Below are 24,596 nucleotides of genomic sequence, written 5' to 3' on the forward strand. Positions count from 1 at the left end.
TGCTCGCGAGGAGTTCATGTCGGTTCGCTGGAGGGGTGGGCCGGCCGGGGTGGTGGCAGGATGCCGTCATGAGTGTGGGCCCGATCGGCTGCTGCCGGAAAACCACGGGCCGATTTTCCGCTCCGGTGGAACGCTGGCGGGATGATTGATCACATGGCGATTCAGGTGGCGGACGTTCCTGCCAGTGCGGCTTTCTACGACCGTGCGCTCGCCCCGCTCGGGGCTCAACGGACCAAGGAATTCGGCGAGTTCATCAGCTTCGGCACCACCGGGCACACGCTCTGGTTGGTCCCCGCGGCCGACGACGCTCCCGCCCGTGAGGTGCACCTGGCCTTCGCGGCGCCCGACCGGGCGGCCGTCGACGCCTTCCATGCCGCCGCCGTCGAGGCCGGTGCCGAGTCCCTGCACGCACCACGGCTGTGGCCTCAGTACCACGCGTCGTACTACGGGGCCTTCGTCCGTGACCTCGACGGCAACAACATCGAAGCGGTCTGTCATACGCCCTAGGTGTGCTGTTCCGCAGCGGTCGTTGCCCGGTGCCACGGCGATATGGCGTCGGGTCGGCGGTGCCGGCGGCGGGCGCCTGCGCGGAGGGCGAGGAAGAGGAGGACGCCGAGGGGGGAGAGCAGCACGGTGAGCAGGAGCAGTGGGCCCATCACCAGGGGATGGATGTTCAGCTCCCGGGCCTCGCGGTACATCCACTGCCCCAGGAAGAGGTCCCAGGCGATCACCTGCGCCCAGATCGCGCCCGCCCCGCCGCCGAGCCGCAGCAGCTCCTGGAACCCCGCCAGGTCGGGGCGGCTGACGGCGGCCCACAGCTGGGGGAACACCGGGACGGCCAGGGCGAGATAGACCGCGAGGACCGGCACCATCGGCAGGGGGGAGGCGGCGATCCGGTCGGTCCAGCGCCATCCCGGGGCCAGGATCAGCAGCGCCCAGAACGGCGCCGCGAGGGCGAAGGCCAGGTCGAAGAGGGTGGGGGTGGTCATGCCGGCAACTCCTCTGTGGGGTGGTGGGGTTGGGTGGTCTTGGCCTCGGTGGTGGTGGCTGCGGGCGGGGTTACGGGGCCGGTTCCGCTGCCGGGGCGGCGTAGCGCGGCGAAGGTGCCGGCCGTCGTGGCCGCCGTGAGGGCCGCGAGGGCGCCGAGTGTCGCGCCGTCCGGGTGGATCAGGGCCTGGCCGCGCAGGGCCTGCCAGGTCACCAGTGCCAGCAGCCCGGTGGTCCAGCCGGCCGCGACCAGGACCAGGCGGAGGCGTATCCGCTCGTGCCGCAGCCGGGCGCAGCGGCCGGACAGTGCCTCGAGCGCGTAGAGGAAGAGGGGTAGCCCCTGAAGGGCGTGCATGCCGACGAAGTGCGGGATGCGCAGATCGCCGCCGGTGGTGTTCCAGCCGGTCAGCGGCATGGCCGGGCCGCCGTCGGGGACGCCGACGCTGTGTGCGCCGACGAGGGTGCGCAGCCCGCCCGCGGCCTGCTGCTCCGGTGTGGGCAGCACCATCAGGCCGCCGAGCAGCAACCCGGCCAGGGCGAGCAGCAGTCCGAGCCGGATCGCCCAGGTCGCGGCGCGGTCACCCAGGTGGGCGCGGAAGAGCAGGACCGCGATGACGAGGGTGGCCACCCACAGGACGGCGATGGTGAGGCCCATGGTGGTGAACAGGCCCTGGTCCAGCGGGGTTTCGATGTTGAAGTGGCTGCGCCGGCCACGGATGGTCTGCCCGGTGATGATCGCCATCTCGATGGTTCCGGCCACCACGACGGTGTGTGCGGCCCACCGCCCGGTCCGACTCGGGGGTGCGTGCCGGGACAGCATCCAGGCCAGCGTGAGCCCGTAGGCGGCGAAGGAGACCGCGAACTTGAAGGGCTTGAACCAGATGGGCGCGCCGACCAGTACCCGGTCGTCGACGATCAGGCCGACCGCCGCGACGACGGCGAGCCCGGCCATCGTCCAGGAGAAGGCGAGTAATGAGCGGTATCTGGACATACGGATCCCCCATGAATAGATAGTGGCGCTTGCTGCTATCTGATAGCTGGACTATCTATGATGGGAGGCGGAATGACAAGGCCGGGTGCGGGCGCCCGGCCATTTGGAAACGCCGGGGATGTGCTCCCGGCGAGGGGAAGGGCGGCAGATGCGCATCGGGGAGTTGAGTCGCGAGACGGGAGTCGCGATCCCGACGATCAAGTACTACGTCCGCGAGGGGCTGTTGCCCGCGGGCCGGCTGACCAGCCCGAACCAGGCCAGCTACGACGACGGCCATGTCCGCAGGCTGCGGCTGATCAGGGGGATGATCGACGTCGGGGGGCTGTCGGTCTCGGCCGTGCGGGACGTGCTGGCCGCCGTCGACTCACCGGAGGAGTCGGTGCACAACGTCCTCGGCGCGGCGCAGGAGGCGATCACCCCGCGGACGGCCGCCGCGCCGGAGGGGATGGAGGAGGCGCGGCAAACGGTCGCGGAGTTGATCCGCCGCCGCGGCTGGCGGGTCGGGCCGGAGAACCCGTCCTTCGAGAAGCTGGCCGTCGCCCTGGCCACCTTCCGGGGCATCTCGCACGGCGATTTCGAGGAGGTCGTGGACGACTACGCCGAGGCCAGTGAGCAGGTCGCCGCCGCCGATCTGGCGTGGGCGGGGCGCAATGCCGAGGTCGACGGGCTGGTGGAGAGTGTCGTGGTGGGGACCGTCCTGGGGGACGCGGTCCTCTCGGCGATGCGCCGGCTCGCGCATGTGGAGTGGTCGGCCCGCAGGTTCGAGAGTCTCGCGGAGGGGGCCGGGATGGAGGGGGCCGAGGGGGCGAGCGGCCGATAGGGCGCGCGGCGCGCCCTATCGGTGCAGTGGGCGCCGGAGTGCGGTGGGCGGCCGGGTTCGGCCGCAGCCAACTCCCGGCCCCCGTGCGGCGCTTCCCGGCCCCCGTACGCCGACGGGCCCTTCCCCCGCGACGCGCTCGCCGGGAAAGGGCCCGTAGGGCTCCGGTGGGTCAGGAAGTCGCCGCCGCGGCGGGCTCCTGTTCGGCCTCGACCTGCTGGTTCCAGTCGCGCTTGGCGGCCTGCCAGCCGTCCTCGTCGTGGCCGGTGCGCCAGTAGCCGGAGATGGACAGGGCCTCGCGGGGGATCTCGCGCTCCACGCGGAGCAGCCGCCGCAGTTCCTTCACGAAGCCGGCCTCACCGTGGACGAACGCCTGGACCCGGCCGGACGGGAACGTCAACGCGCGGACGGCGGCGACCAGTTCGCGGCCGACCGGGGCGGCGCCGCGGTACAGCCAGCTGATCTCGGCGCCGGCCGGCGCGGCCAGCTCCTGGCGCTCCTCCGGCCCCGCCACCTCGATGAAGGCGTGCACCGGCACCCCCGCGGGCATCCGGGCGAGCGAGGCCGCGATGGCCGGCAGGGCGCTCTCGTCGCCCGCCAGCAGATGCCAGTCGGCCGCGGCCTCCGGGACGTAGGCGCCGCCGGGGCCGAGCAGGAAGATCTCGTCGCCCGGCCGGGCCGCGGCCGCCCAGGGCCCGGCCAGGCCCTCGTCGCCGTGCACCACGAAGTCCACGGCCAGCTCGCGGGTCACGGCGTCCCAGGTGCGGACGGTGTACGTACGGGTGCTGGGCCACTGGTCGCGCGGGAACTCCTCGCGGATCCGCGCGATGTCGAACGGCTCGGGGTAACTGACGCCGGGCCGCGGGAAGACCAGCTTGACGTAATGGTCGGAGTACTCGCCCGCGGTGAACTCCGCCAGCCCTTCACCGCCCAGCACCACCCGGACCATGTGCGGCGTGAGCTGCTCGGTGCGCCGCACCCGGGCACGGTGTAGGGCGGGCTTCTTGCGGGACGGACGCTCTGCTGCCACGGCAATCTCCCCTGACGCCAAGGTTATTAGGTATACCTAACCTAACAGTTCACCGGCGAAGTGTGAGGAGCAGCCGCTGGAGGGCGCCACCCAGGCCCCACTGGGCGGCCAGTGCTTCGAGGCGCTCCGGGTCGGCAGGTTCGACGGGGAGGGCGTGGTCGACGGTGGGCACCGGCACATCGGCGGCCACCTTCACGACCTTCGGGGCGACCGCCACATACGGGCGCGACTCCAGCAGCCGCTTGCGCTGTGCGGGGGTCACCTTCGAGGCGGGGTCCTCGGCGGCGGCCATGATGCCCGCCAGATCGCCGTAGGTGGCCAGCAGCTTGGCGGCGGTCTTCTCGCCGATGCCCGGGACGCCGGGCAGGCCGTCGCTGGGGTCGCCGCGCAGCAGCGCCAGATCGGCGTAGCCGGGGCCGTCCACCCCGTACTTCTCCCGCAGCAGGGCCTCGTCGGTGACCTGGAGGGTGCCGACGCCCTTGAGCGGATACAGGATGCGGATGCCGCGCCGGTCGTCGACGAGCTGGAAGAGGTCGCGGTCGCCGGTGACGATGTCCACCGGGCCCGTTGCCTTGGCGGTCAGGGTGCCGATGACGTCGTCGGCCTCGTAGCCGGCCGCTCCGATACGGGCGATGCCCAGGGCGTCCAGGACCTCCTCGATGACCGGGACCTGCGGCGAGAGGGTGTCGGGGATCTCCTCCTCGTCGGGCTCCGCGGACCCGGCCGGGGCCTCCTCGGCGACCCGGTGTGCCTTGTAGGAGGGGATCAGATCGACTCGCCACTGGGGCCGCCAGTCGAAGTCCATGCAGGCGACCAGGTCATCGGGGTGGTGGTCCTGGACGAGCCGGGCGATGAAGTCCAGCAGTCCGCGCACCGCGTTCACCGGGGTGCCGTCCGGAGCCTTGACTGATTCCGGTACCCCGAAATAGGCGCGGAAGTAGAGCGAGGCGGTGTCGAGGAGCATCAGGCGTCGAGTCACATCCCGCATCTTGCCGTATGCCCCATACGTCACACAGATGTGAGCTGTCTCACCGTTGCGTTTGAGCCAGATAAAGAGGGGCAGACGCGGACCCGGAGTAGACCGGCCGGGATTCAACTATTCGACGGTAAACGCGGGCCGACCCCGTGGCGCTCCGCGACCTGGCTACGGGGGTGGCAGGTCGTTCTTCGCACAACAAGAGAGGCATATGTGTCCAGGCTGCAAGCCGAGCACCTGTACAAGGTGTTCGGCAGACGACCCGAGGACGCGGTCCGCAAACTCGAAGCCGGCGCGAGCCGGGACGAGCTGCGGGCCGAAGGCACCACGGCGGCGGTGATCGACGCGTCGATCGAGGTCGACGAGGGCCAGATTTTCGTCGTCATGGGTCTGTCCGGGTCCGGTAAGTCCACCCTGCTGCGCATGCTCAACGGGCTGCTGGAGCCGACCGCCGGAACCGTCCGGATCGACGGCCAGGACCTCACCTCGCTCAGCGACAAGGAGCTGCGCAAGGTCCGCTCCGAGAAGATCTCCATGGTCTTCCAGCACTTCGCGCTCTTCCCGCACCGCAGTGTGCTGGAGAACGCCGCCTACGGCCTGGAGGTGCAGGGCGTCCCGCGCGCCGAGCGCACCCGGCGAGCCACCGAGGCACTGGAACTCACCGGGCTCAAGGGCTGGGAGAAGTCCTGGCCCGACGAGCTGTCCGGCGGTATGCAGCAGCGGGTGGGCCTGGCCAGGGCGCTGGCCACCGACGCCGATCTGCTGCTGATGGACGAGTCCTTCAGCGCGCTCGACCCGCTGATCCGCCGCGATATGCAGGACCAGCTGCTCGAACTCCAGAAGACCCTGAAGAAGACCATCGTCTTCATCACCCACGACCTCAACGAGGCGATGCGCCTCGGCGACAAGATCGCGGTGATGCGGGACGGGCGGATCGTGCAGACCGGCAGCGCCGAGGACATCCTCGTCCGGCCCGCCAACGACTATGTCGCGTCCTTCATCCAGGACGTGGACCGCAGCCGGGTGCTGACCGCAGGAGCGGTCATGGCCGAGGTCGGCACGGTGCTCGGCAGCAGCACGCCGGACGGCGAGAAGCTCGGCACGGCCGCGGAGTTCCGCGCCGCGGCACCGGCGACCGTCGATGTCGACACCCCGCTGGTGGAGCTGTTCGCGCCGTGCTCGGTCAGCAGCGTGCCGGTCGCGGTGACGGACGCGAAGGGTGAACTGGTCGGTGCCGTACCGGCCGAGCGGCTGCTCGCGGTGCTCGGCGAGCCCGCGGTGCAGGACGCGGCCCCCGCCCTCCCCGCACAGCCCGTGGTGAAGACCTCCGCCGGGGCGCCCGGGGACAACGAGCCCGAGGACAAGGTGATCGCCGGTGCCTAGGATCCAGATAGGCAGCTGGGCAGAGAGCGCCGTCAACTGGCTGCGCGACAACCTCGACTGGCTCTTCACCCTCATCACGAAGGTGCTGAACGGCCTCTACGACGCGATTCACACGGTCCTGTCCGGGCCCGAACCGCTGCTGCTGGCCGGCATTTTCGCGGTGCTCGCCTGGTGGCTGCGCGGTCTGCCGGCCGCCCTGCTCGCCTTCCTCGGCTTCGCCCTGATCGACTCGGTCGAACAGTGGGGCCCGACCATCGAGTCGCTGTCCCTGGTGCTGGTGGCCTGCCTGATCACCGTGGTGGTCGCGGTGCCGCTCGGTATCTGGGCGGCCCGCAGCCGGGTCGTCGGCGGGGTGCTGCGACCGGTGCTGGACCTGATGCAGACGATGCCGGCGATGGTCTACCTCATCCCCGGCATCCTCTTCTTCGGCCTCGGTGTCGTCCCCGGCATCGTCGCCACCATCGTCTTCGCCATGCCGCCCGCGGTCCGGATGACCGAGCTCGGTATCCGGCAGGTCGACCCGGAACTGGTCGAGGCGGCCGAGGCGTTCGGCACCCACCCGCGGCGCACGCTCCTCCGCGTCCAGCTGCCGCTGGCACTGCCCACGATCATGGCCGGTATCAACCAGGTCATCATGCTGGCGCTGTCCATGGTCGTCATCGCCGGCATGGTCGGCGGCGGCGGTCTCGGCTCGTCCGTCTACAACGCGATCAGCTCGGTCGATGTGGCGCTGGGCGCCGAGGCCGGACTCGCGGTCGTCATCCTCGCCATGTACCTGGACCGGATGACCGGCGCGCTCAACCAGCGGGTCTCGCCGCTCGGCCGGCGGGCGCTGGCCAAGGCGCAGGCGGCGCTCGGCGGTATGAAGTTCCTGCACTGGCGGCCCGCCACCTCCGTGGCCATGGTCGGCATCGTGGTGCTGGCGCTGCTCGCCGGCGGCATGGGCATGACGGGCAAGAGCGGCGGCCAGGGCGGCGGCGGCAACGGCCGTCCGATCAGCCTCGGCTACGTCAACTGGGACGAGGGCAAGGCCACCACGTACCTCTGGAAGGAAATCCTGGAGGAGCGCGGCTACAAGCCCAAGGTCCAGGCACTGGAGGCCGGCCCGCTGTTCGCCGGCCAGGCCCGCGGTGACATCGACGTACAGACCAACGCCTGGCTGCCGACCACCCACGCCTCGTACTGGAAGAAGTACCAGGACAAGCTGGAGGACCTCGGCGCCTGGTACGACAAGACCTCCCTGGAGATCGCGGTCCCGTCCTACATGAAGGGCGTCAAGACCCTCGACGACCTCAAGGGCAAGGGCGGCGAGTTCGACGGCAAGATCACCGGCATCGAGCCGGGTGCCGGCGAGATGAAGATCCTCAAGGAGAAGGTCCTCAAGGACTACGGCCTGGGCGGCGAGTACAAGGTCCAGGAGTCCAGCACCGCGTCCATGCTCAGCGAGCTGGACCGCTCCGTGCGCGCCAAGAAGCCGATCGCGGTCACGCTGTGGTCGCCGCACTGGGCGTACGACAAGTACCCGCTCACCAAGCTCAAGGACCCCAAGGGCTCCTTCGGCTCCGGTGACAGCCTGCACCTGCTGGGCCGTAAGGGCTTCGCCAAGGACGAGCCCGAGGTCGCCAGGTGGATGAAGAACTTCCACCTGGACGAGAAGCAGCTCACCAGCCTTGAGAACGACATCAAGAGCGCCGGTGAGGGCCATGAGCAGGACGGTGTGCGCACCTGGCTGAAGAAGTACCCCGGTCTGGTCGACAAGGTCGCCCCGTCCGCCGGCGCCTCTTACGCCAAGGGCAAGGACGCCGGCAAGGCCCCGAACATCGGCTACCCCGCGTGGGACGAGGGCATCGCCACCACGTACCTGTGGAAGAACGTCCTGGAGAAGCGCGGCTACCAGCCGAACATCCGCAACCTCGATGTCGGACCGATGTGGACGGGACTGTCCACGGGCCAGATCGACGTGGAGACGGACGGCTGGCTGCCGGTCGCGCAGAAGCAGTACTGGGACAAGTACAAGAAGGATCTGGTCGACGTCGGGCCCTGGTACGACAAGACCTCGCTGGAGATCGCGGTGCCCTCGTACGTCAAGGGCGTGAAGACCATGGACGATCTGCGGGCGCACAAGGACGAGTTCCAGGGCAAGATCATCGGGATTGAGCCGGGCACCGGTGAGATGAAGCGCCTCAAGGACACCGTCGCTCCCGCGTACGGCCTCCAGGACTTCGAGGTCACCTCGGCCGGCACCAGCGCCATGCTGACGGAGCTGGACCGGGCGTACCGCAAGAAGGAGCCGGTCGCGGTGGTGCTGTGGTCGCCGCACTGGGCGTACAGCAAGTACAAGCTCACCAAGCTCAAGGACCCCAAGGGCACCTGGGGCGCCAACAACCAGATCAAGACGCTCGGCAACAAGAGCTTCCCGGAGAAGTTCCCGGAGTTCCACGGCTGGCTGAAGAACTGGAAGATGAGCGCCGATGAGCTCGGCAGCCTGGAGCAGGCCATCCAGGACGCCGGTAAGGGCAACGAGAACAAGGGCGTCGAGAAGTGGATCGCCGACCATCCGGGCATCGTCGACAAGATGGCGCCGGTGAAGTAGGCGGACCGGGCGCGTAGTTCGCGCGGCTCGTGCCGCGCGAACTACGTGGCCCCTGTGGTGCGGTGAGCCCCGTCCCCGGCAGATGCCGGGCGGCGGGGCTCGTTGCTGCGCGGCGCGGGGGCGGTGGATCACCCGACCGGCGGCGTTTGCTGCGCGGCGGCGTGGGACAGGTGATTCGCTCTGCTGTGAGCCCGTTTTTCCTGAGGGGCCGCCGTGGTGGCGGCCGGCGAAGGAGATGACCGTGAAGCCCGCACCTTCCGCCGCCGTGACCCTGCTCGGCCTCACCGTCCTGGGGCTCACCGCGCCCACCGCCGCCGCCCGGGTCGAGCCCGATCCGATGGTGGCCGGACAGCGGGTGAGCATCAGCGACGGCGGGCAGTGTGCCCAGGACCGTGCCGCGCGGGCCTCGTCGCGGCTGTTCGGCTCGGTGGTGCTGCGGCCGGGGGAGGGCGGGATGGGTGCCCGGGCCCGGGTCGCCGAGGGGGTCGCGCCGGGCCGCTACCCGGTCACCATCCACTGTGCGTCGGGCGGGGCGGGCCTCACCGAGACCGTCACGGTGCGCGACGGCCGGGTCGAGGGGCTGAACGCCGCCCAGGCGGCCGGCGGTCTGGCGCTGCTGGCGCTCGCCGCGGGTGCGGCGTTCTGGCTGCGGCGCACGGTCGGCGGACGCTCCTGAGGGCCGGGCCGTGGGGCGCCGGCGACCCACGGCCCGCGGGGTGACGGGCGCGTACCGTGAGCGGATGACCGGTCACCGTTCCCCCCGGCGCGTGGTGTCCCTGGTGCCCTCCCTCACCGAGGCGGTGGCGGCGAGCGCGCCCGAGCTGCTGGTCGGGGTCACCGATTGGTGCAGCCACCCCGCCGGGCTCGATGTCCCCCGTATCGGCGGCACCAAGAATCCCGACGTCGGCCGGATCGTGGCGCTGGCACCGGAGCTGGTGCTCGCGAACGAGGAGGAGAACCGTCCGCAGGATCTGGCCGCACTGCGGGCCGCCGGGCAGACCGTCCTGGTCACCGAGGTGCGGACGCTGGACCAGGCGTGGCGCGAACTGGCGCGGGTGCTGGTGACCGGCTGCGGGCTGCCCCGGCCCGAGTGGCTGGACGCCGCCGAGGCAGCCTGGCGCGATCTGCCGGTCCCGGCGATTGGGGTCTCCCCTGCTCGAACGGAGTGGAGAGCTTGGGGAAGGACGGCCGTGGTGCCGGTCTGGCGCCGGCCGTGGATGGTGCTGGGCCGGGACACCTTCGCCGGCGATGTCCTGGCCCGTCTCGGCGTACGGAACCGGTACGCGGACCACGCCGAGCGCTACCCCCGTATCCCGCTCGACGAACTCAACGCCGGGCCCGCCGATCTCGTGGTGCTGCCCGACGAGCCCTACCGCTTCAGCGCCGAGGACGGTCCCGAGGCGTTCCCCGGCCTGCCCGCCGCGCTGGTCAGCGGCCGCAGCCTGACCTGGTACGGGCCGTCCCTGGTGGCGGCCCCGGCCGAGTTGGCACAGGCGCTGGCCGGGGCCCGGTGAGGGCGCGGGGGACCGCTAGGGCGTGACCGGCCGGGGCGGCGCCAGCAGGCGGCCGCGGATCAGGCCCACGGCGGTACGGGCACCGGCCACCGCCACCGCCGTCACGAGGGCCGCGAACAGCGCCGCGGCGAGCCAGCCGAAGGCGCTCAGGCCGGTGTGCCGGGCCAGGCCCGCCGCGCCCGTGACGCAGGTCCCGAGGGGGAAGGTGAAGCCCCACCAGGTCATCGAGAAGCCCATGCCGTGGCGGACGGCGCGGATCACCATCGCGGATGCGAGCGCCAGCCAGAGCAGTGCGAAGCCCATCACGGGGACGCCGTAGAGCACCGCGAAGGCGCCCATGGCGTGTGCGGTGGCGGGGTCCACGACGCCCGGTGCGGCGTCGGCGAGGTTGTTCACCGCGGTGGTGGACTGGCCGAGCGGGCCGAGGACGAGGAACAGCGTGGGGGTGAGCGCCAGGGGGAGCGGGCCGTGGTGGATCAGCCGGGACAGCACCAGCGGCAGCACGAGCAGCGTGGCCAGCAGGGACATGCCGAACAGGGCGTAGCAGCCGAGCAGCAGGGCCCGCTGCCACTGGCCGGCCGGCAGCTGCGGCACCAGCGCCGGGCCGAGCGCCGCCGAGACCATCGGGGCGACCAGCGGCAGCAGCCAGACGGGGGAGGCGCTGCCGGGCTCGATACGGTGCCGGGTCACCATCAGATACGGGATCGCCGCGGCGGCCACGAGCCCGGTCAGGGTGCCCACGGTCCACAGCACGGCGTCGGCGGCCACCGCGGCCGGCATGCCGATGACGTCCCGGCCCACCGCGAGCGTGCCGCCGCCGACCGCCAGCAGGGCCATCGCGAGACAGCCGTAGAACGGGGCGACGGCCGGGTCCAGCAGCTGGTGGCGCGCCTGGTCGCCGTGGCGGACCCAGTGCACCGTTCTGGCGGCCAGCAGGGTCAGCAGCATCAGTACGGACAGCGCCCAGACCGCCTGGTACACGGTGCGCGCACCGGGCCCGGTGAACGGCAGCACCGCACCGGCGTTGGCGACGATCGCCGTGCCCATGACGGCGGCGTACCAGTTCGGCCCGAGATGACGGACCGAGGCCGGGGCGTGGGGGGTGCCGGGGGCCGGGGTGCCGGTGCGGGGAGGCGCTTGCGCGAGGGTTGCCATGAGAGCAGCGTCGCCGCCCCGGACGGCCGCCACCAGGGACCCTGTTTCTATGAGGGCATAAGCTGGAGTTATGTGCAGGGGGATTTATGGGTGCTGAGGACGAGCCCGTCGCCATATCGCTGGCGCACCGGGTCCCGGATCTCGGCGCGTTGGAGCTGCTGCTCGCCGTCGCCCGGCTCGGGAGTCTGGGGCGGGCCGCCCGGGCGCGGGGCATCACCCAGCCCGCCGCCAGCAGCCGTATCCGGTCGATGGAGCGGCAGTTGGGGGTGGCGCTGGTGGAGCGCTCCCCGCGCGGCTCCCGGCTGACGGATGCCGGCGCGCTGGTGACGGACTGGGCGCGGCGGGTGGTGGAGGCGGCCGAGGCGTTCGACGCGGGTGCGCAGGCGCTGCGCGGGCGGCGCGATTCCCGGCTGCGGGTCGCGGCCAGCATGACGATCGCCGAGTATCTGCTGCCGGGCTGGCTGATCGCCCTGCGCGCGCAGTGGCCCGGCACGGCCGTCTCGCTGCTGGCGGGCAACTCCAGTGTGGTGGCCGAGCGGTTGCTGGGGGGCGCGGCGGATCTCGGTTTCGTCGAGGGGCTGGAGGTGCCGGCGGGGCTGGACGGGACGGTCATCGGACACGACCGGCTGATCGTGGTCGCCGCGCCGTCCCACCCCTGGACCCGGCGCCGTACGGAGCTGACCGCCGCCGAACTGGCAGCCACCCCCCTGATCCTGCGCGAGCGCGGTTCGGGCACCCGCCAGGTGCTGGACGCGGCGCTCGCCCGGCACGGCGGCCTGGCCGAACCGCTGCTGGAACTCGCCTCCACCACTGCCGTGAAGGCGGCGGTGGTGAGCGAGGCGGCGCCGTCCGTGCTCAGCGAACTCGCCGTCGGTGAGGAGCTGACCGCGCGCCGGCTGGTGGAGATTCCGGTGCGCGGACTGCGTCTCGGCCGGGAGCTGCGTGCCGTGTGGCCCACCGGTCAGCGCCCCGCGGGACCGGCCCGCGACCTGCTCGGACTGACGCGCGGAACGCCCTGAGGCCGGGGTGAGCCCGGCCGGTCTCACTCCGCCGGGGACGTCCCGCGTGCCGCCGCGACCAGCGCGTCCATCACCCGGGTGTCGTCCCCGGCCTCCGGGTGCCACTGGACCGCCAGCGCGAAGCCGTAGGCGCCCGGGAGTTCCAGCGCCTCGATGGTGCCGTCCTCCGCGTACGCCGAGGCCAGCAGGCCGCGGCCGATCCGGTCCACGGCCTGGTGGTGGTACGTCGGCACGGCGACCGGCTCGGGGAGCGTACGGCCCAGCAGCGTCCCGGGGACCGGCTTGATCTCGTGCTGCTCGAAGACCCCGGGCGCTCCGGCGTGCCCGTCGAGGTGCTGGATGAGGGAGCCGCCCAGCGCCACGTTCAGCAGCTGGAGGCCGCGGCAGATGCCCAGCAGCGGGACGCCGCCCGCCAACGCGGCCTCGATCAGGGCCAGTTCCCAGGCGTCCCGGTCCAGGGCGGGCGGACCGGTCCGGGGGTGCGGCTCGGCCCCGTAACGCGCCGGCTGGACATCCGCGCCGCCGGCGATCACCAGACCGTCCAGGCGGGCGACGGCCGCGGCGGCGGTGGCCGGATCGCCCGGCGGCAGCAGCGCGGCCAGCCCGCCCGAGCGCTGCACCAGCTGGGGGTACCCGGCGGGCACCAGCGCGGCGGGCAGCGTCCACACCCCCCACCGGGCCTCTTCCTGGTAGGTGCTGATGCCGATGAGGGGCTGGGACATGGGGTGTGGTCCTCCGTGCGTGCGTGGGGTGGGTGCGGTGCGGGGACGTGCCGGGGCCGGCCGGGAGGTCCCGGCCGGCCGTGGGGCGTGTCCCGAGGGTGCGGGTCAGGTGCGTTCGAGCTCCGCTTCCGCCGCGGCCAGCGCCGCGAACTCCTCCTCGGGCGCTGCGGCCACCAGCCGGTGCCGGGAGTAGAAGGCGAAGTAGGCGAGCGCCACGACGTAGACACCGAGGGCGATGAAGGCGGCTTCCTTGTCGACCAGGAACGTCGCCACCAGCGCCGAGCAGGCCAGCACGAACGCGACGGACGAGGTCAGCATGCCGCCGGGGGTGCGGTAGGGGCGGGGCAGTCCGGGCTCGCGGCGGCGCAGCACGATGTGCGAGAGCGCCATCAGCGCATAGGAGATGGTGGCGCCGAAGACCGCGACATTGAGCATCCGCGCGCCGTCGCCGGTGGCCGCGGCCAGCGCGAAGCCCAGCGCGCCGGGCACCAGCAGGCCCAGGTAGGGGGCCTTGCGGCGGCTGGTCAGGGAGAGGAAGCGGGGCAGATAGCCGGCCCGGGAGAGCGCGAAGAGCTGGCGGGAACCGGCGAAGATCAGGGAGAAGAAGGAGGCCACCAGGCCCGCGAGCCCCGCGTAGTTGACGATCCGGCTGACGGTGGTCGGCTTGCCGTCCGGCTGGAGCGCCTGGACCAGCGGATCGCCCACCGACTGGATCGCCGCCGAGCCACGCGCACCGGTCGCGGCGACAAAGGTGATCAGCGCGAGGACCAGCAGGATGCCCATCGCGGCGGCCATCGCCCTGGGCAGCGAACGGGCCGGGTCCTTGGTCTCCTCGGCCGCCAGCGGGACGCCCTCGACGCCCAGGAAGAACCACATGCCGAACGGGAAGGCCGCCCAGATCCCCAGGATGCCGAACGGCAGCCAGGAGTTGGCCCCGAAGGCGCCGGCCTTGACGGGGATGTCGTTGAGCGAGTCGACATGGAAGTCGGTCAGTGCGGCGATCGCGAAGACGACGACCGCGGCGACCGCGATGGCGGTGACGATCAGGCTGAAGCGCAGTGCCTCGCCCACGCCCCACAGATGGATACCGATGAAGATCACGAAGCAGGCGAGATAGACCGGCCAGCTGGAGTGCAGACCGAACAGGCCGAGCGATTCGACGTAGTCACCGATGAAGATGGAGATCGCGGCGGGCGCCAGCACATATTCGATCAGGATCGCGGTGCCGGTCAGAAAGCCGCCCCAGGTGCCCAGGGCGCGCCGGGCGAAGCCGTAGCCGCCGCCCGCGGTCGGCAGGATCGAGGCCAGCTCCGCCAGCGCGAAGACCAGACAGGTGTACATCAGGCCCATCAGGACGGCGGCGATCGCCAGGCCGCCGAAGCCGCCCTGCGCCAGACCGTTGTTCCATCCCGAGAAGTCGCCGGAGACGACATAGGCGACGCCCAGGCCGGTCAGCAGCAGCGGTCCCGCGCTGCCACGGCGCAGGGTCCGCCGCTCCAGATAGGTCTCGTCGGGGGATGCGCCGCCCGCGGACCCGGGGGGCGGTGCGGTCTGCGTTTCCGTGTTGTCGGCCATGAGCCGCTCCTGCCTCGCCGAGGGGATAACGAGCAAAGGTTTAGCCGCATACCTTTGCTGGCGGGTCGGCGCAGCGCAAGACCTGTACGTAAAAGAATGGTGAACGCGCGCTCACCGTCCCCGGGCGGGCGCTCAGGGTGACGGGGCGGTCAGGAAGCCCCGCAGCAGCGCCGCGGTCCCGCAGCAGTGCTCCCGCATGACCTCGCGCGCCCCGTCCGCATCGCCCTCCAGCACCGCCTCGACCAGTGCGGTGTGCTGGGTCTGGGAGTGCTCCAGATTCCGGACGAGCAGCGGAATGCAGTCCAGGAGATCGTTCACCCGGGCCCGTACGGCCGCGTACTGCGCCGCCAGCGACGGGGAGCCGGACAGCTCCGCGAGCGTCAGATGCAGCAGGGTGTCGCGCCTGCGGTAGTCGGCGAGCGGGGCGTCCTGGGTCGCCGCGAGCGCCGTGCGCAGCCGGTCGCTCTGCGCGTCGGACAGCCCGTGGGCGGCGCACAGCCCGGCCGCGCCCACCTCCAGCACCTCCCGGAAGCGCAGGGTGTCCTCGACGTCGACCTTCTCGATCCGGCGCCGCAGCTCGGCCTCGCCGTGGTTCTCCGAGCGCACCCGGACGAACGTGCCGCCGTAGCGCCCGCGCCGGCTCTCCACCAGGCCCTCGTCCTGGAGTACCTTCAGTACCTCGCGCAGGGTGACCCGGCTGATCTGGAGCCGCTCGGCCAACTCCCGCTCCGCGGGCAGCCGTTCACCCTGGGGCACCAGGCCGAGCCGGACGATCTGGAGTATCTGCTCCAGGGCTTCCTCGAAACCGTTGCCCGCCCGCACCGGCCGCAGCACCGGTGCCAGCCGATCAGCCGCACTCTCCATCGATACCCCTTCCCAATCAATGGTTCGTGTGCCTACCTTATGACCTCCGGATGCAGTGACAGGAGGCAATACCGTGGCAGACCGCACGCCCCCACTCTCCGTCGAGGAGCTCAGGGTCCTCGTCGACGCCGGGGAGATCGACACTGTCGTCCTCGCCTTCACCGATATGCAAGGCAGGCTCCAGGGCAAGCGGTTCGCGGCCCGATATTTCCTGGACACCGTCCTCGACCACGGTACGGAGGGCTGCAACTACCTCCTCGCCGTCGATGTCGACCTCAACACCGTCGAGGGCTACGCGATGTCCTCCTGGGAACGGGGCTACGGCGACTTCGCCATGCACGGCGACCCCGGCACCCTGCGCCGCACCCCCTGGAACGCCGGCACCGCCCTGATCACCGCCGACCTCGCCTGGCACGACGGCTCGCCGGTCGTCGCCTCGCCCCGGCAGATCCTGCGCCGCCAGCTCGACCGGCTCGCCGAGCGGGGCTGGAGCGCCCACGCCGGCACCGAGCTGGAGTTCATGCTCTTCAAGGACTCCTACGAGGACGCCTGGTCCCGCGGCTACCGCGGGATGAACCCCGCGAACCAGTGGAACGGCGACTACTCCGTCCTCGGCACCGGCCGCGTCGAACCCGTGCTGCGCCGGATCCGCAACGAGATGGGCGCGGCGGGCATGACCGTCGAGTCCGCCAAGGGCGAGTGCAACCTCGGCCAGCACGAGATCGTGTTCGTCTACGACGAGGCCCTCACCACCTGCGACCAGCACAGCATCTACAAGACCGGCGCCAAGGAGATCGCCGCCCAGGAGGGCATGTCGCTCACCTTCATGGCGAAGTACGACGAGCGCGAGGGCAACTCCTGTCATATCCACCTCTCGCTCCAGGACGCGGACGGCCGGCCGGTGCTGGCCGACGACGACGGCCCGTACGGCATGTCGAAGACCATGCAGCACTTCCTGGCCGGCCAGGTCGCCGCGATGCGTGACTTCACCCTCCTCTACGCGCCCAACATCAACTCCTACAAGCGCTTCCGCCCCGGCTCCTTCGCGCCCACCGCCGTCGCCTGGGGCCCCGACAACCGCACCTGCGCCCTGCGGGTGGTCGGCCACGGCCGCGCCCACCGCCTGGAGAACCGGCTGCCCGGCGGCGATGTGAACCCCTACCTCGCGGTCGCCGGCATGGTCGCGGCGGGTCTGTACGGCATAGAGCACGAACTGGAGCTCCCCGAGGCGACCACCGGCAACGCCTACACCGGCGACGCCGCCCATGTCCCCACGACCCTGCGCGAGGCCGCCGAGCTGTGGGAGCAGAGCGCGATCGCCCGGGCGGCGTTCGGCGACGAGGTCGTCGACCACTACCGCCACATGGCCCGCGTCGAGCAGGACTCCTACGACGCCGCCGTCACGGACTGGGAGCGCTTCCGCTCCTTCGAGCGCATGTAAGGAACCACCCGTGTTGCACGAGCTGAAGATCATCAATCCGGCCACCGAGGAAGTGGTGGCCACCGTCCCCACCACCTCCCCCGAAGAGGTCGACGCCGCGGTCCGGCGGGCAGCCGGAGCCCAGGAGACATGGGCCGCCGTGGCACCCGGCGACCGGGCCCGGATCCTGCGCCGGTTCGCCGAGGTCGTCGACGCCCACATCGAGCCGCTTGCCGAGCTCGAACTCAAGGAGGCCGGGCACCCGCTGGGCAACGCCCGGTGGGAAGCCGGCAATGTCCGCGATCTGCTGCACTACGCCGCCGGGGGAGTGGAGCGGCTGACCGGCACCCAGATCCCGGTCGCCGGCGGACTCAACATCACCGTCCAGGAGCCGCTCGGCGTCGTCGCCGTCATCGCCCCCTGGAACTTCCCGATGCCGATCGCCGCGTGGGGCACCGCCCCCGCGCTCGCGGCCGGCAACGCGGTCCTGCTCAAGCCCGCCGAGACCACCCCGCTCACCGCGCTGCGGCTCGCCGAGCTGGCGCTGGAGGCCGGGCTCCCCGAGGGCCTCTTCCAGGTCCTGCCCGGTGAGGGGCCGGTCACCGGCACCGCGCTGGTCGACCACCCCGGCGTCGCCAAGGTCGTCTTCACCGGCTCCACCGCCACCGGCCGGCAGATCGCCGCCCGCTGTGCCACGCAGACGAAGCGGCTCACCCTCGAACTCGGCGGCAAGAGCCCCAACATCGTCTTCGCCGACGCGGATGTCGAGGCCGCCGCGGCCGCCGCCCCCGGCTCCTTCCTCGACAACACCGGCCAGGACTGCTGCGCCCGCAGCCGCATCCTCGTCCAGCGCTCCGTGTACGACCGCTTCATGGAGCTGCTGGAGCCCGCGGTCAAGGCGTTCACCGTCGGCGACCCGGCCGACCCGGCCACCCAGATGGGCCCGCTGAGCTCCGCCGCCCAGCGCGAGCGGGTACGGTCCTACGTCCCCGAGAGCGCCCCGGCCGCCATCCGCGGCGAGGCGCCGGCCGGCAAGGGCTTCTGGTACCCGGCCACCGTCCTGGAGGGGCGCCCCGGCGACCGTACGGCCGTCGAGGAGATCTTCGGCCCGGTCGCGGTCGTCCTCCCCTTCGAGGACGAGGCCGAGGCGGTCCGGATCGCCAATGACACCGACTACGGACTGTCCGGCTCGCTGTGGACCCGTGACGTGAGCCGGGCGCTGCGGGTCTCGCGCGCCGTCGCGGCCGGCAACCTCTCCGTCAACTCCCACAGCAGCGTGCGCTACTGGACCCCCTTCGGCGGGTTCAAGCAGTCCGGACTCGGCCGTGAGCTGGGCCCGGACGCGCTGTCCGCGTTCACCGAGACCAAGAACATCTTCATCAGCACCGAGGAGAGCTAAGTGACCGACCAGACCGCAGTGTGCCGCCGCCTCGTCGGCCGTACCGCCGTGATCACCGGAGCCGGCAGCGGCATCGGCCTGGCCACCGCCCGCCGACTGTCCTCCGAAGGCGCCAACGTCGTCTGCGCCGACATCGACGAGGTGGCCGGCAAGGCCGCCGCCGAAGAGGTCGGCGGGACCTACGTCCAGGTCGATGTGACCGACTCCGAGCAGGTCGAGGCGCTCTACAAGACCGCCTTCGACACCTACGGCTCGGTCGACATCGCCTTCAACAACGCCGGGATCTCCCCGCCCGACGACGACTCCATCCTCACCACCGGCCTGGACGCCTGGAAGCGCGTCCAGGAGGTCAACCTCACCTCGGTGTACCTCTGCTGCAAGCACGCACTGCCCTACATGCAGCGCCAGGGCAAGGGATCCATCATCAACACCGCGTCCTTCGTGGCCGTGATGGGCGCCGCCACCTCCCAGATCAGCTACACCGCCTCCAAGGGCGGCGTGCTGTCGATGTCCCGCGAACTGGGCGTGCAGTTCGCCCGCGAGGGCATCCGGGTCAACGCGCTGTGCCCGGGGCCGGTCAACACCCCGCTGCTGAAGGAGCTGTTCGCCAAGGACCCCGAGCGCGCCGCGCGCCGCCTGGTGCACGTCCCGGTCGGCCGGTTCGCCGAGCCCGAGGAGATCGCCTCCGCGGTCGCCTTCCTCGCCAGCGACGACTCCTCGTTCGTCAACGCCGCCGAGTTCCTGGTCGACGGCGGTATCGCGGGCGCGTACGTGACTCCCCTCTAAACGCGCGCTGTTCACCTGCGTGCAACCGTCACGGCGGCCGGACGTCAAACGACGCCCGGCCGCCGTACGCTAGCGTCCGCCTTCGGTTCTTCGTTCGACAGGAGTGCGTTCCATGCTCACCAAGCGTCGCTGGATGGCAGCGGGTGCTGCCCTCGCAGTCTTGGGCGGAGGCGGCGTCGCCGTCGCCCAAACGGCCACGGCGGGCCCGGCCCCCCGCCACTGCCCCACCCTCCATGTGACCAAGGGCTGGTACGGCGACAACCGTGCCGAGCTCCAGAAGATGATCGACGAGCGGGGCAGCTGCTCCGGCTCCGGGGGCACGCGGCCGGTCGCGACCTTCGACTGGGACAACACCGTCGTCAAGAACGACATCTCCGACGCCACGCTGGCCTGGATGCTGCGCCACGACAAGGTGCTGCGCCCCGCGAGCTGGAAGGCCACCAACAAGTGGATGACCGATGACGCCGCCCGCGCGCTGACCACGGCCTGCGGCACGTCCGTACCGGCCGGCAAGCCGCTGCCGACGTCGACGGACACCGGCTGCACCGACGAGATCCTCGACATCTACGAGGACGCCAAGACCTCCACCGGCAAGCCCGCGTTCGAGGGCGAGTGGAACCACCGCCGCACCGTCCCCGAATACGTCTGGATCACCCAGCTGTTCGCCGGTCACAGCCCGGAGCGGCTGACCGGCTACGCCCGCGCCGCGCGCGCCGAGAACCTCGCCGCGCCGATCGGTGCGGAACAGAAGGTCGGCACGCACACGATGGCCGGCTACGTCCGCTACTACGACCAGCAGCGCGACCTCATCGGCACCCTCCAGAAGGCCGGCTTCGACGTCTACATCGTCTCCGCGTCGGCCGAGCCGCTGGTACGGGCCTGGGCGCCCGGGGTGGGCATCGACCGCCACCACACCATCGGCATCCGCAACCTCGTCCGCGACGGCAAGCTCACCACGGGCGTCCAGGGCTGCGGCGACGTCAAGGACACCCACGGCGAGGTCCTGACGTACATGGACGGCAAGCGCTGCTGGATCAACCAGGAGATCTTCCACGTCAAGGGCGCCAGGGCCTGGCAGCAGCAGGACCGGGCACACCGCCCGGCCTTCGCCGCGGGCGACGCGGAGACCGATGTGACCTTCGTCGGTGACGCCACCGCCGGGCACCTGGCCATCAACCGCAACAAGCCCGAGCTGATGTGCCGGGCGTACGACAACGCCGACCACCGCTGGCTGGTCAACCCGATGTTCATCGAGCCGAAGAAGCGCCAGGCCGACCCGTACCCGTGCGCGACCACCGGCTACACCCGGCCGGACGGCACCCTCGGGCCGGTCCGCCGCGCGGACGGCAGCATCGTGCCCGACCAGCAGGACCGCATCCACGGCTGACGGCAGGAACGGGACGGGGGGCGCGCCTTCACAGGAAGGCGTGTCCCTCCCCCCGGTACGTCGGCACCGTGTCCACCACCCGGTCCCCGTCGACCAGATGCAGCGTGGAGAACCGCTCACACAGCTCACCGGCCTTCGCATGCCGGAACCACACCTTGTCGCCGATCCGCAGCCCGTCCGCGGCCGGCCCCAGCAGCGGAGTCTGCACCTCCCCGGGCCCCTCCTGCGGGTCGTAGCGCAGTCCGGCGGGCAGATACGGCACCGGCAGCCGGTCCGGGCCCGCCACCCCCGACGCCGGATAGCCGCCGCCCAGCACCGTCACCACCCCGGGGCCCGGCCGGCGCACCACCGGCTGGGCGAACAGCGCCGCCGGACGCCCGCTGAACGAACGGAAGTTGTCGAACAGCCGCGGCACATACAGCCCCGACCCGGCCGCGATCTCGGTGACCGCCGCCTCCGCCGCGGTGTGCTGCACACTGCCCGTCCCGCCGCCGTTGACGAACTCCAGGCGCGGCGCCACCGCCCGCACCGCCCGGACGGCCGCCCAGCGCCGCTGCGCCAGCTCCTTGCGCGCCGCCGCCTGCATCACCCGGATCGTCCGCGAGAACACCGGCTTTCCGGCGACCTCGTCACCGACCCCCGCCACATGCCCCTCGTAGGCCATCAGCCCCGCCAGCCGGAACCCGGGGCGGCGCACCACCGACCGGGCCAGCGCCGCCAGTTCGGCGGGCGTGCGCAGGGGAGAGCGGCGGGCACCGACCCGCACCTTCCCGCCCAGCAGCCGGTAGGAGGTGTCCAACTCCAGGCACACCCGCACCTCCTCGCCCGGCCCGCCGGACGGCCGGGCGGCGTCGATCAGATCCAGCTGCACCGGGTCGTCGATCATCACCGTCACCGCGGCCGCGAGCTCCGGATCGGCGGTCAGCTCGGCGAAGCCCGCCCGGTCCGCCGACGGATACGCCAGCAGGACGTCCCGGAAGCCCGAGCGCGCCAGCCACAGCGACTCGGCGAGCGTGAAGCTCATGATTCCCGCGAAGCCGTCCCGCGCCAGCACCCGTTCCAGCAGCGCCCGGCAGCGCACGGACTTGCTCGCCACCCGGATCGGCTTGCCCTTCGAGCGGCGCACCAGATCGGCGGCGTTGGCGTCGAAGGCCCGCAGGTCGACGACCGCCAGCGGTGCGTCGAGGGAGGCGGTGGCCCGGTCGTAGGCGGCTTTGTCGGCATCCGCGCCGGATGTGTAGGGGGGCATGGCCGCAGCCTGCCAGACCCCGCTACCACTGGGTAGGGGAGAGATTGCGACAGAGCGGACAGGGGTTGGAGCACCGACGGTGCCAGCCCTTACAGTGGCTCGACACCGCAACCAGCAGGTCAGCGGCGTGTTGTCCGGATACGAACCACCGTGCCCCGATTGCGGATCGGGCCCGGAGGTCAGCGGTGCAAGGGGGAGCGCGGGTGAGCACCGACGCCGAATTCGCCGATGCCCGGCACATTCCACCGATACCCCCGCAGCCGCCCCGGCAGCCCGCCCCGGCCGGCATGCCGGAGCCCGAGGGGGACCCGCGGACGACCGTGCTGCGCCGGGTGCCGGCCGAGCCGCCGGCACCGGAACCCGGGACGCACCCCGTCCCGCCGCGCCCCACCGTCCCGCCGCCCACCGGTGCGCAGCCGCCACCCCGGCCGGACCGTGCGCCCGGCGCCCCGGCGGCCGCCCCCACCCCTCCGCCGCCCGCCGGCCGCCCCGCCGCCTTCCGCGACACCGCCGCCTTCCACCTGGCCAACAGCCAGAAGCTGTGGGGCGACTCCCGTGAACCCGCCGCCGGCAGCGGGCCGGGCGCCCCGCCGGCCCCCCGCCACCCGGCCGCCGGCCCCTCGGCGGCCCCCGGCAGCCTGCCGCCCCGGCCCGCGGCCGAGCGTCCGCCGCACCTGCCCTGGCCACCGACCGCCGCCCCGCACCCGGGCGTCGGTCCCGCCCCCGGCACACCGGGACGGCCGCTGTCCGTCCGCCGCCCCGGCCCCCGGCTGCTCGCCGCCGCGGCCTGCCTCGTCCTCGGCATCGGCCTCATCGGCGCTGCCGCGGCCGGGAGTTGGCTCACCGACGAGGCCGACGCCGCCCCGCCCACCGCCGAGGCCGTCTTCGCCAAGGGCCGCGACGTCTGGCACAACACCCCGGTCGACCGGCTCTTCCCGCGCACCGTCAACGGCCTGGGCGTCGGACCCGGCGGCGCCGACCGGACCTGGACCCGGATCGCCGTCGCCCCGGACGGCGCCTGCGGCCACGCCTACGACCCGAAGCTCGCCGCGGCGCTCGCCCGGGCCGGCTGCACCCGGCTGCTGCGCGCCACCTACGCCGATGCCACCCGCAGCAGCGTCATCACGGTCGGAGCGCAGATCACCAAGGCCGACCAGCCCGGGATGATGGCCCTCAACACCCGCTTCAGCACCAGGAGTCTGGGCACCCGCACCGACCTGCTGCCGCTGCCGTACGCCGCCAAGGGGACCCCGGCCGAGGGCTTCGGGCGCACCCAGCGGGCCAGCTGGACCGTCCGGATCCTCACCGACATCCCGGTCGTGGTCTACGCCGTCTCCGGCTTCGCCGACGGCCGCACCGTCACCGATCCGCAGCCCGCCGAGGCCGCGGTCCGGCCCGGCGTCACCACCGCCCCGGCCGAATCCGGCCTGGGCCACGACGCGAAGGGCCTGGCGGACCGCATCGGGACGGACTTCCGCAAGGCGGCCGGCAGCCCCACGCAGACGTCGGAGGCCTCGTCATGACGCACACCGTGCTGCGCGGCACCGCCCTGGCGCTGGCCTCCGCCGCGCTGGCCGTACTGCCCGCCGTCCCCGCCCGGGCCGATGCCCTCCGCGCCCAGGAGTGGGCCCTCCAGGCCGTCCACGCCCAGCAGGCCTGGCGCACCACCAAGGGCGAGGGCGTCACCGTCGCGGTCCTGGACACCGGTGTGGACGCCAACCACCCCGACCTGGAGGGCCAGGTGGAGCCGGAACGGGACCTGGTGGGCTTCGGGGCCGGTCCCGGGGACGCCGCCTGGGCCCGGCACGGCACCGGAATGGCCAGCATCATCGCCGGTCACGGCCATGGCGCGGGCCGCGAGGACGGGGTGCTGGGCCTCGCCCCGGCCGCCCGGATCCTGCCGGTCCGGGTGATCCTGGAGGACGACGACCCGCAGCGCGGACGGGCCCGCACGGAGAAGGCGGGCGCGCTCGCCGACGGCATCCGCTGGGCCGCCGACCACGGCGCCGACGTGATCAATATGTCGCTGGGCGACGACAGCGAATCCGCGCACCCCGAGCCCCGTGAGGACGCCGCCATCCAGTACGCCCTCGGCAAGGGCATCCCCGTCGTCGCCTCCGCGGGCAACGGCGGCGAGAAGGGCAACCGCGTCTCCTACCCCGCCGCCTACCCGGGCGTCATCACGGCCACCGCCGTCACCCACCTGGGCGGCCGCGCCCGGTTCTCCACCCGCCACTGGTACGCCACGGTCAGCGCCCCCGGCTACGACATCATCATGGCGGACCCCGAAGACGACTATCTCTCGGGCTGGGGCACCAGCCCCGCCGCCGCCTTCGTCTCCGGCGCCATCGCCCTGATCCGCTCCGCGCACCCCGACCTGAGCCCGGCCCAGATCCGCCGGCTGCTCACCTCCACCGCGCAGGACAGCCCCGAGGGCGGCCGTGACGACGACTACGGCGCGGGCCTGATCGACCCCGCCGCCGCCCTCGAAGCGGCGGCGGATCTCCGGCCCACCGCGCAGAAGCCGTCCCCTGCCGCCTACGCCGACCGCTACTTCGGCCCCGGCCCCACCGCGGACGACGCCGTGGACACCGGCACCCCCTGGCTCCCCTGGACCGCCGGCGCCGTGGGCGTGGCCTTCCTCGCGGCCGCCGCCGTCCTCTGGCGCAGCCGGAAGTACGGCCCCTGAACCGGTCGCGGTCCACCGGCGCCCCCGCACCCGGTGACGC

At 72.3% G+C, this 24,596-nt stretch carries 22 protein-coding genes; 13 read left to right on the top strand and 9 right to left on the bottom strand.

Annotated elements, in window-relative coordinates; genetic code table 11:
* Positions 1-153 precede the first annotated feature (153 nt).
* The gene (locus AC3EUV_RS13085; protein WP_432144220.1) at positions 154-507 is read left to right on the top strand and encodes a VOC family protein; all 354 of its coding nucleotides are present in this window, start codon (positions 154-156) and stop codon (positions 505-507) included.
* Here AC3EUV_RS13085 and AC3EUV_RS13090 read toward each other — a convergent pair.
* Positions 504-989, bottom strand: a complete 486-nt coding sequence (locus AC3EUV_RS13090) for an ABA4-like family protein (protein ID WP_432144221.1) — start codon at positions 987-989, stop codon at positions 504-506. The genes AC3EUV_RS13085 and AC3EUV_RS13090 overlap by 4 nt on opposite strands.
* On the bottom strand, positions 986-1,939 hold the full coding sequence (locus tag AC3EUV_RS13095) for a hypothetical protein (RefSeq protein WP_435603068.1): 954 nt from the start codon (positions 1,937-1,939) through the stop codon (positions 986-988). The genes AC3EUV_RS13090 and AC3EUV_RS13095 overlap by 4 nt, the downstream gene beginning before the upstream one ends.
* A gap of 187 nt (positions 1,940-2,126) precedes the next feature.
* On the opposite strand from AC3EUV_RS13095, the gene AC3EUV_RS13100 reads away from it, so the two are divergent.
* Positions 2,127-2,798, top strand: coding sequence for a MerR family transcriptional regulator (locus AC3EUV_RS13100; RefSeq protein WP_432144222.1), 672 nt, complete (start codon positions 2,127-2,129; stop codon positions 2,796-2,798).
* A gap of 169 nt (positions 2,799-2,967) precedes the next feature.
* Here AC3EUV_RS13100 and AC3EUV_RS13105 read toward each other — a convergent pair whose 3' ends face one another.
* A complete protein-coding gene (locus AC3EUV_RS13105; protein ID WP_432144223.1) occupies positions 2,968-3,825 on the bottom strand; it encodes a siderophore-interacting protein in 858 nt (285 codons plus the stop codon).
* A gap of 49 nt (positions 3,826-3,874) precedes the next feature.
* A complete protein-coding gene (locus AC3EUV_RS13110) occupies positions 3,875-4,789 on the bottom strand; it encodes a 5'-3' exonuclease (RefSeq protein ID WP_432144324.1) in 915 nt (304 codons plus the stop codon).
* A 225-nt stretch (positions 4,790-5,014) separates the two neighbouring features.
* On the opposite strand from AC3EUV_RS13110, the gene AC3EUV_RS13115 reads away from it, so the two are divergent.
* The 4 genes from AC3EUV_RS13115 (at position 5,015) to AC3EUV_RS13130 (ending at position 10,291) form a co-directional block, all read left to right on the top strand.
* Positions 5,015-6,184 carry a quaternary amine ABC transporter ATP-binding protein gene (locus AC3EUV_RS13115; RefSeq protein ID WP_435602956.1) on the top strand — a complete coding sequence of 390 codons (1,170 nt, stop codon included), beginning with the start codon at positions 5,015-5,017 and terminating at the stop codon, positions 6,182-6,184.
* Complete coding sequence (locus AC3EUV_RS13120; protein WP_435602957.1) at positions 6,177-8,777, top strand: ABC transporter permease/substrate binding protein; 2,601 nt, start codon at positions 6,177-6,179, stop codon at positions 8,775-8,777. Before AC3EUV_RS13115 ends, AC3EUV_RS13120 begins: the two co-directional genes overlap by 8 nt.
* A 235-nt stretch (positions 8,778-9,012) precedes the next feature.
* Positions 9,013-9,453, top strand: a complete 441-nt coding sequence (locus tag AC3EUV_RS13125; protein ID WP_432144226.1) for a hypothetical protein — start codon at positions 9,013-9,015, stop codon at positions 9,451-9,453.
* A 64-nt stretch (positions 9,454-9,517) separates the two neighbouring features.
* Complete coding sequence (locus tag AC3EUV_RS13130; RefSeq protein WP_432144227.1) at positions 9,518-10,291, top strand: helical backbone metal receptor; 774 nt, start codon at positions 9,518-9,520, stop codon at positions 10,289-10,291.
* Between the two features lie 15 nt (positions 10,292-10,306).
* Here the strand turns inward: AC3EUV_RS13130 and AC3EUV_RS13135 are convergent, their stop codons facing one another.
* Positions 10,307-11,446: a TDT family transporter gene (locus tag AC3EUV_RS13135; RefSeq protein ID WP_435602958.1), complete on the bottom strand. Its 1,140-nt coding sequence runs from the start codon at positions 11,444-11,446 to the stop codon at positions 10,307-10,309.
* An 86-nt stretch (positions 11,447-11,532) separates the two neighbouring features.
* On the opposite strand from AC3EUV_RS13135, the gene AC3EUV_RS13140 reads away from it, so the two are divergent.
* Entirely contained in the window at positions 11,533-12,465 is a 933-nt protein-coding gene (locus AC3EUV_RS13140) for a LysR family transcriptional regulator (protein ID WP_432144229.1), read from the top strand.
* A gap of 23 nt (positions 12,466-12,488) precedes the next feature.
* On the opposite strand, the gene AC3EUV_RS13145 is transcribed toward AC3EUV_RS13140, so the two are convergent.
* The 3 genes from AC3EUV_RS13145 to AC3EUV_RS13155 form a co-directional block, all read right to left on the bottom strand.
* On the bottom strand, positions 12,489-13,187 hold the full coding sequence (locus AC3EUV_RS13145; protein WP_432144230.1) for a gamma-glutamyl-gamma-aminobutyrate hydrolase family protein: 699 nt from the start codon (positions 13,185-13,187) through the stop codon (positions 12,489-12,491).
* 105 nt (positions 13,188-13,292) lie between these two features.
* Entirely contained in the window at positions 13,293-14,762 is a 1,470-nt protein-coding gene (gene eat / locus AC3EUV_RS13150) for an ethanolamine permease (protein ID WP_432144231.1), read from the bottom strand.
* A 132-nt stretch (positions 14,763-14,894) separates the two neighbouring features.
* Positions 14,895-15,626: a FadR/GntR family transcriptional regulator gene (locus AC3EUV_RS13155; protein WP_432144232.1), complete on the bottom strand. Its 732-nt coding sequence runs from the start codon at positions 15,624-15,626 to the stop codon at positions 14,895-14,897.
* Positions 15,627-15,699: 73 nt separating this feature from the next.
* Between AC3EUV_RS13155 and AC3EUV_RS13160 the strand changes: the two genes are divergently transcribed.
* The 4 genes from AC3EUV_RS13160 to AC3EUV_RS13175 all read left to right on the top strand — a co-directional run bounded on the left by AC3EUV_RS13160 (position 15,700) and on the right by AC3EUV_RS13175 (position 20,618).
* Complete coding sequence (locus AC3EUV_RS13160) at positions 15,700-17,067, top strand: glutamine synthetase family protein (protein ID WP_432144233.1); 1,368 nt, start codon at positions 15,700-15,702, stop codon at positions 17,065-17,067.
* A 10-nt stretch (positions 17,068-17,077) separates the two neighbouring features.
* The gene (locus tag AC3EUV_RS13165; protein ID WP_432144234.1) at positions 17,078-18,445 is read left to right on the top strand and encodes an aldehyde dehydrogenase family protein; all 1,368 of its coding nucleotides are present in this window, start codon (positions 17,078-17,080) and stop codon (positions 18,443-18,445) included.
* Entirely contained in the window at positions 18,446-19,231 is a 786-nt protein-coding gene (locus AC3EUV_RS13170; RefSeq protein ID WP_386432092.1) for a 3-oxoacyl-ACP reductase, read from the top strand.
* Between the two features lie 112 nt (positions 19,232-19,343).
* Positions 19,344-20,618 carry an HAD family hydrolase gene (locus tag AC3EUV_RS13175; RefSeq protein ID WP_435602959.1) on the top strand — a complete coding sequence of 425 codons (1,275 nt, stop codon included), beginning with the start codon at positions 19,344-19,346 and terminating at the stop codon, positions 20,616-20,618.
* Positions 20,619-20,646: 28 nt separating this feature from the next.
* On the opposite strand, the gene AC3EUV_RS13180 is transcribed toward AC3EUV_RS13175, so the two are convergent.
* Positions 20,647-21,867, bottom strand: coding sequence for an amino acid deaminase/aldolase (locus AC3EUV_RS13180; RefSeq protein WP_435602960.1), 1,221 nt, complete (start codon positions 21,865-21,867; stop codon positions 20,647-20,649).
* Between the two features lie 203 nt (positions 21,868-22,070).
* On the opposite strand from AC3EUV_RS13180, the gene AC3EUV_RS13185 reads away from it, so the two are divergent.
* The gene (locus AC3EUV_RS13185; RefSeq protein ID WP_435602961.1) at positions 22,071-23,390 is read left to right on the top strand and encodes a hypothetical protein; all 1,320 of its coding nucleotides are present in this window, start codon (positions 22,071-22,073) and stop codon (positions 23,388-23,390) included.
* A complete protein-coding gene (mycP, locus tag AC3EUV_RS13190; RefSeq protein ID WP_432144238.1) occupies positions 23,387-24,556 on the top strand; it encodes a type VII secretion-associated serine protease mycosin in 1,170 nt (389 codons plus the stop codon). The genes AC3EUV_RS13185 and mycP overlap by 4 nt, the downstream gene beginning before the upstream one ends.
* Positions 24,557-24,596: the final 40 nt, after the last annotated feature.

This window comes from Streptomyces sp. bgisy130 (assembly GCF_057708345.1).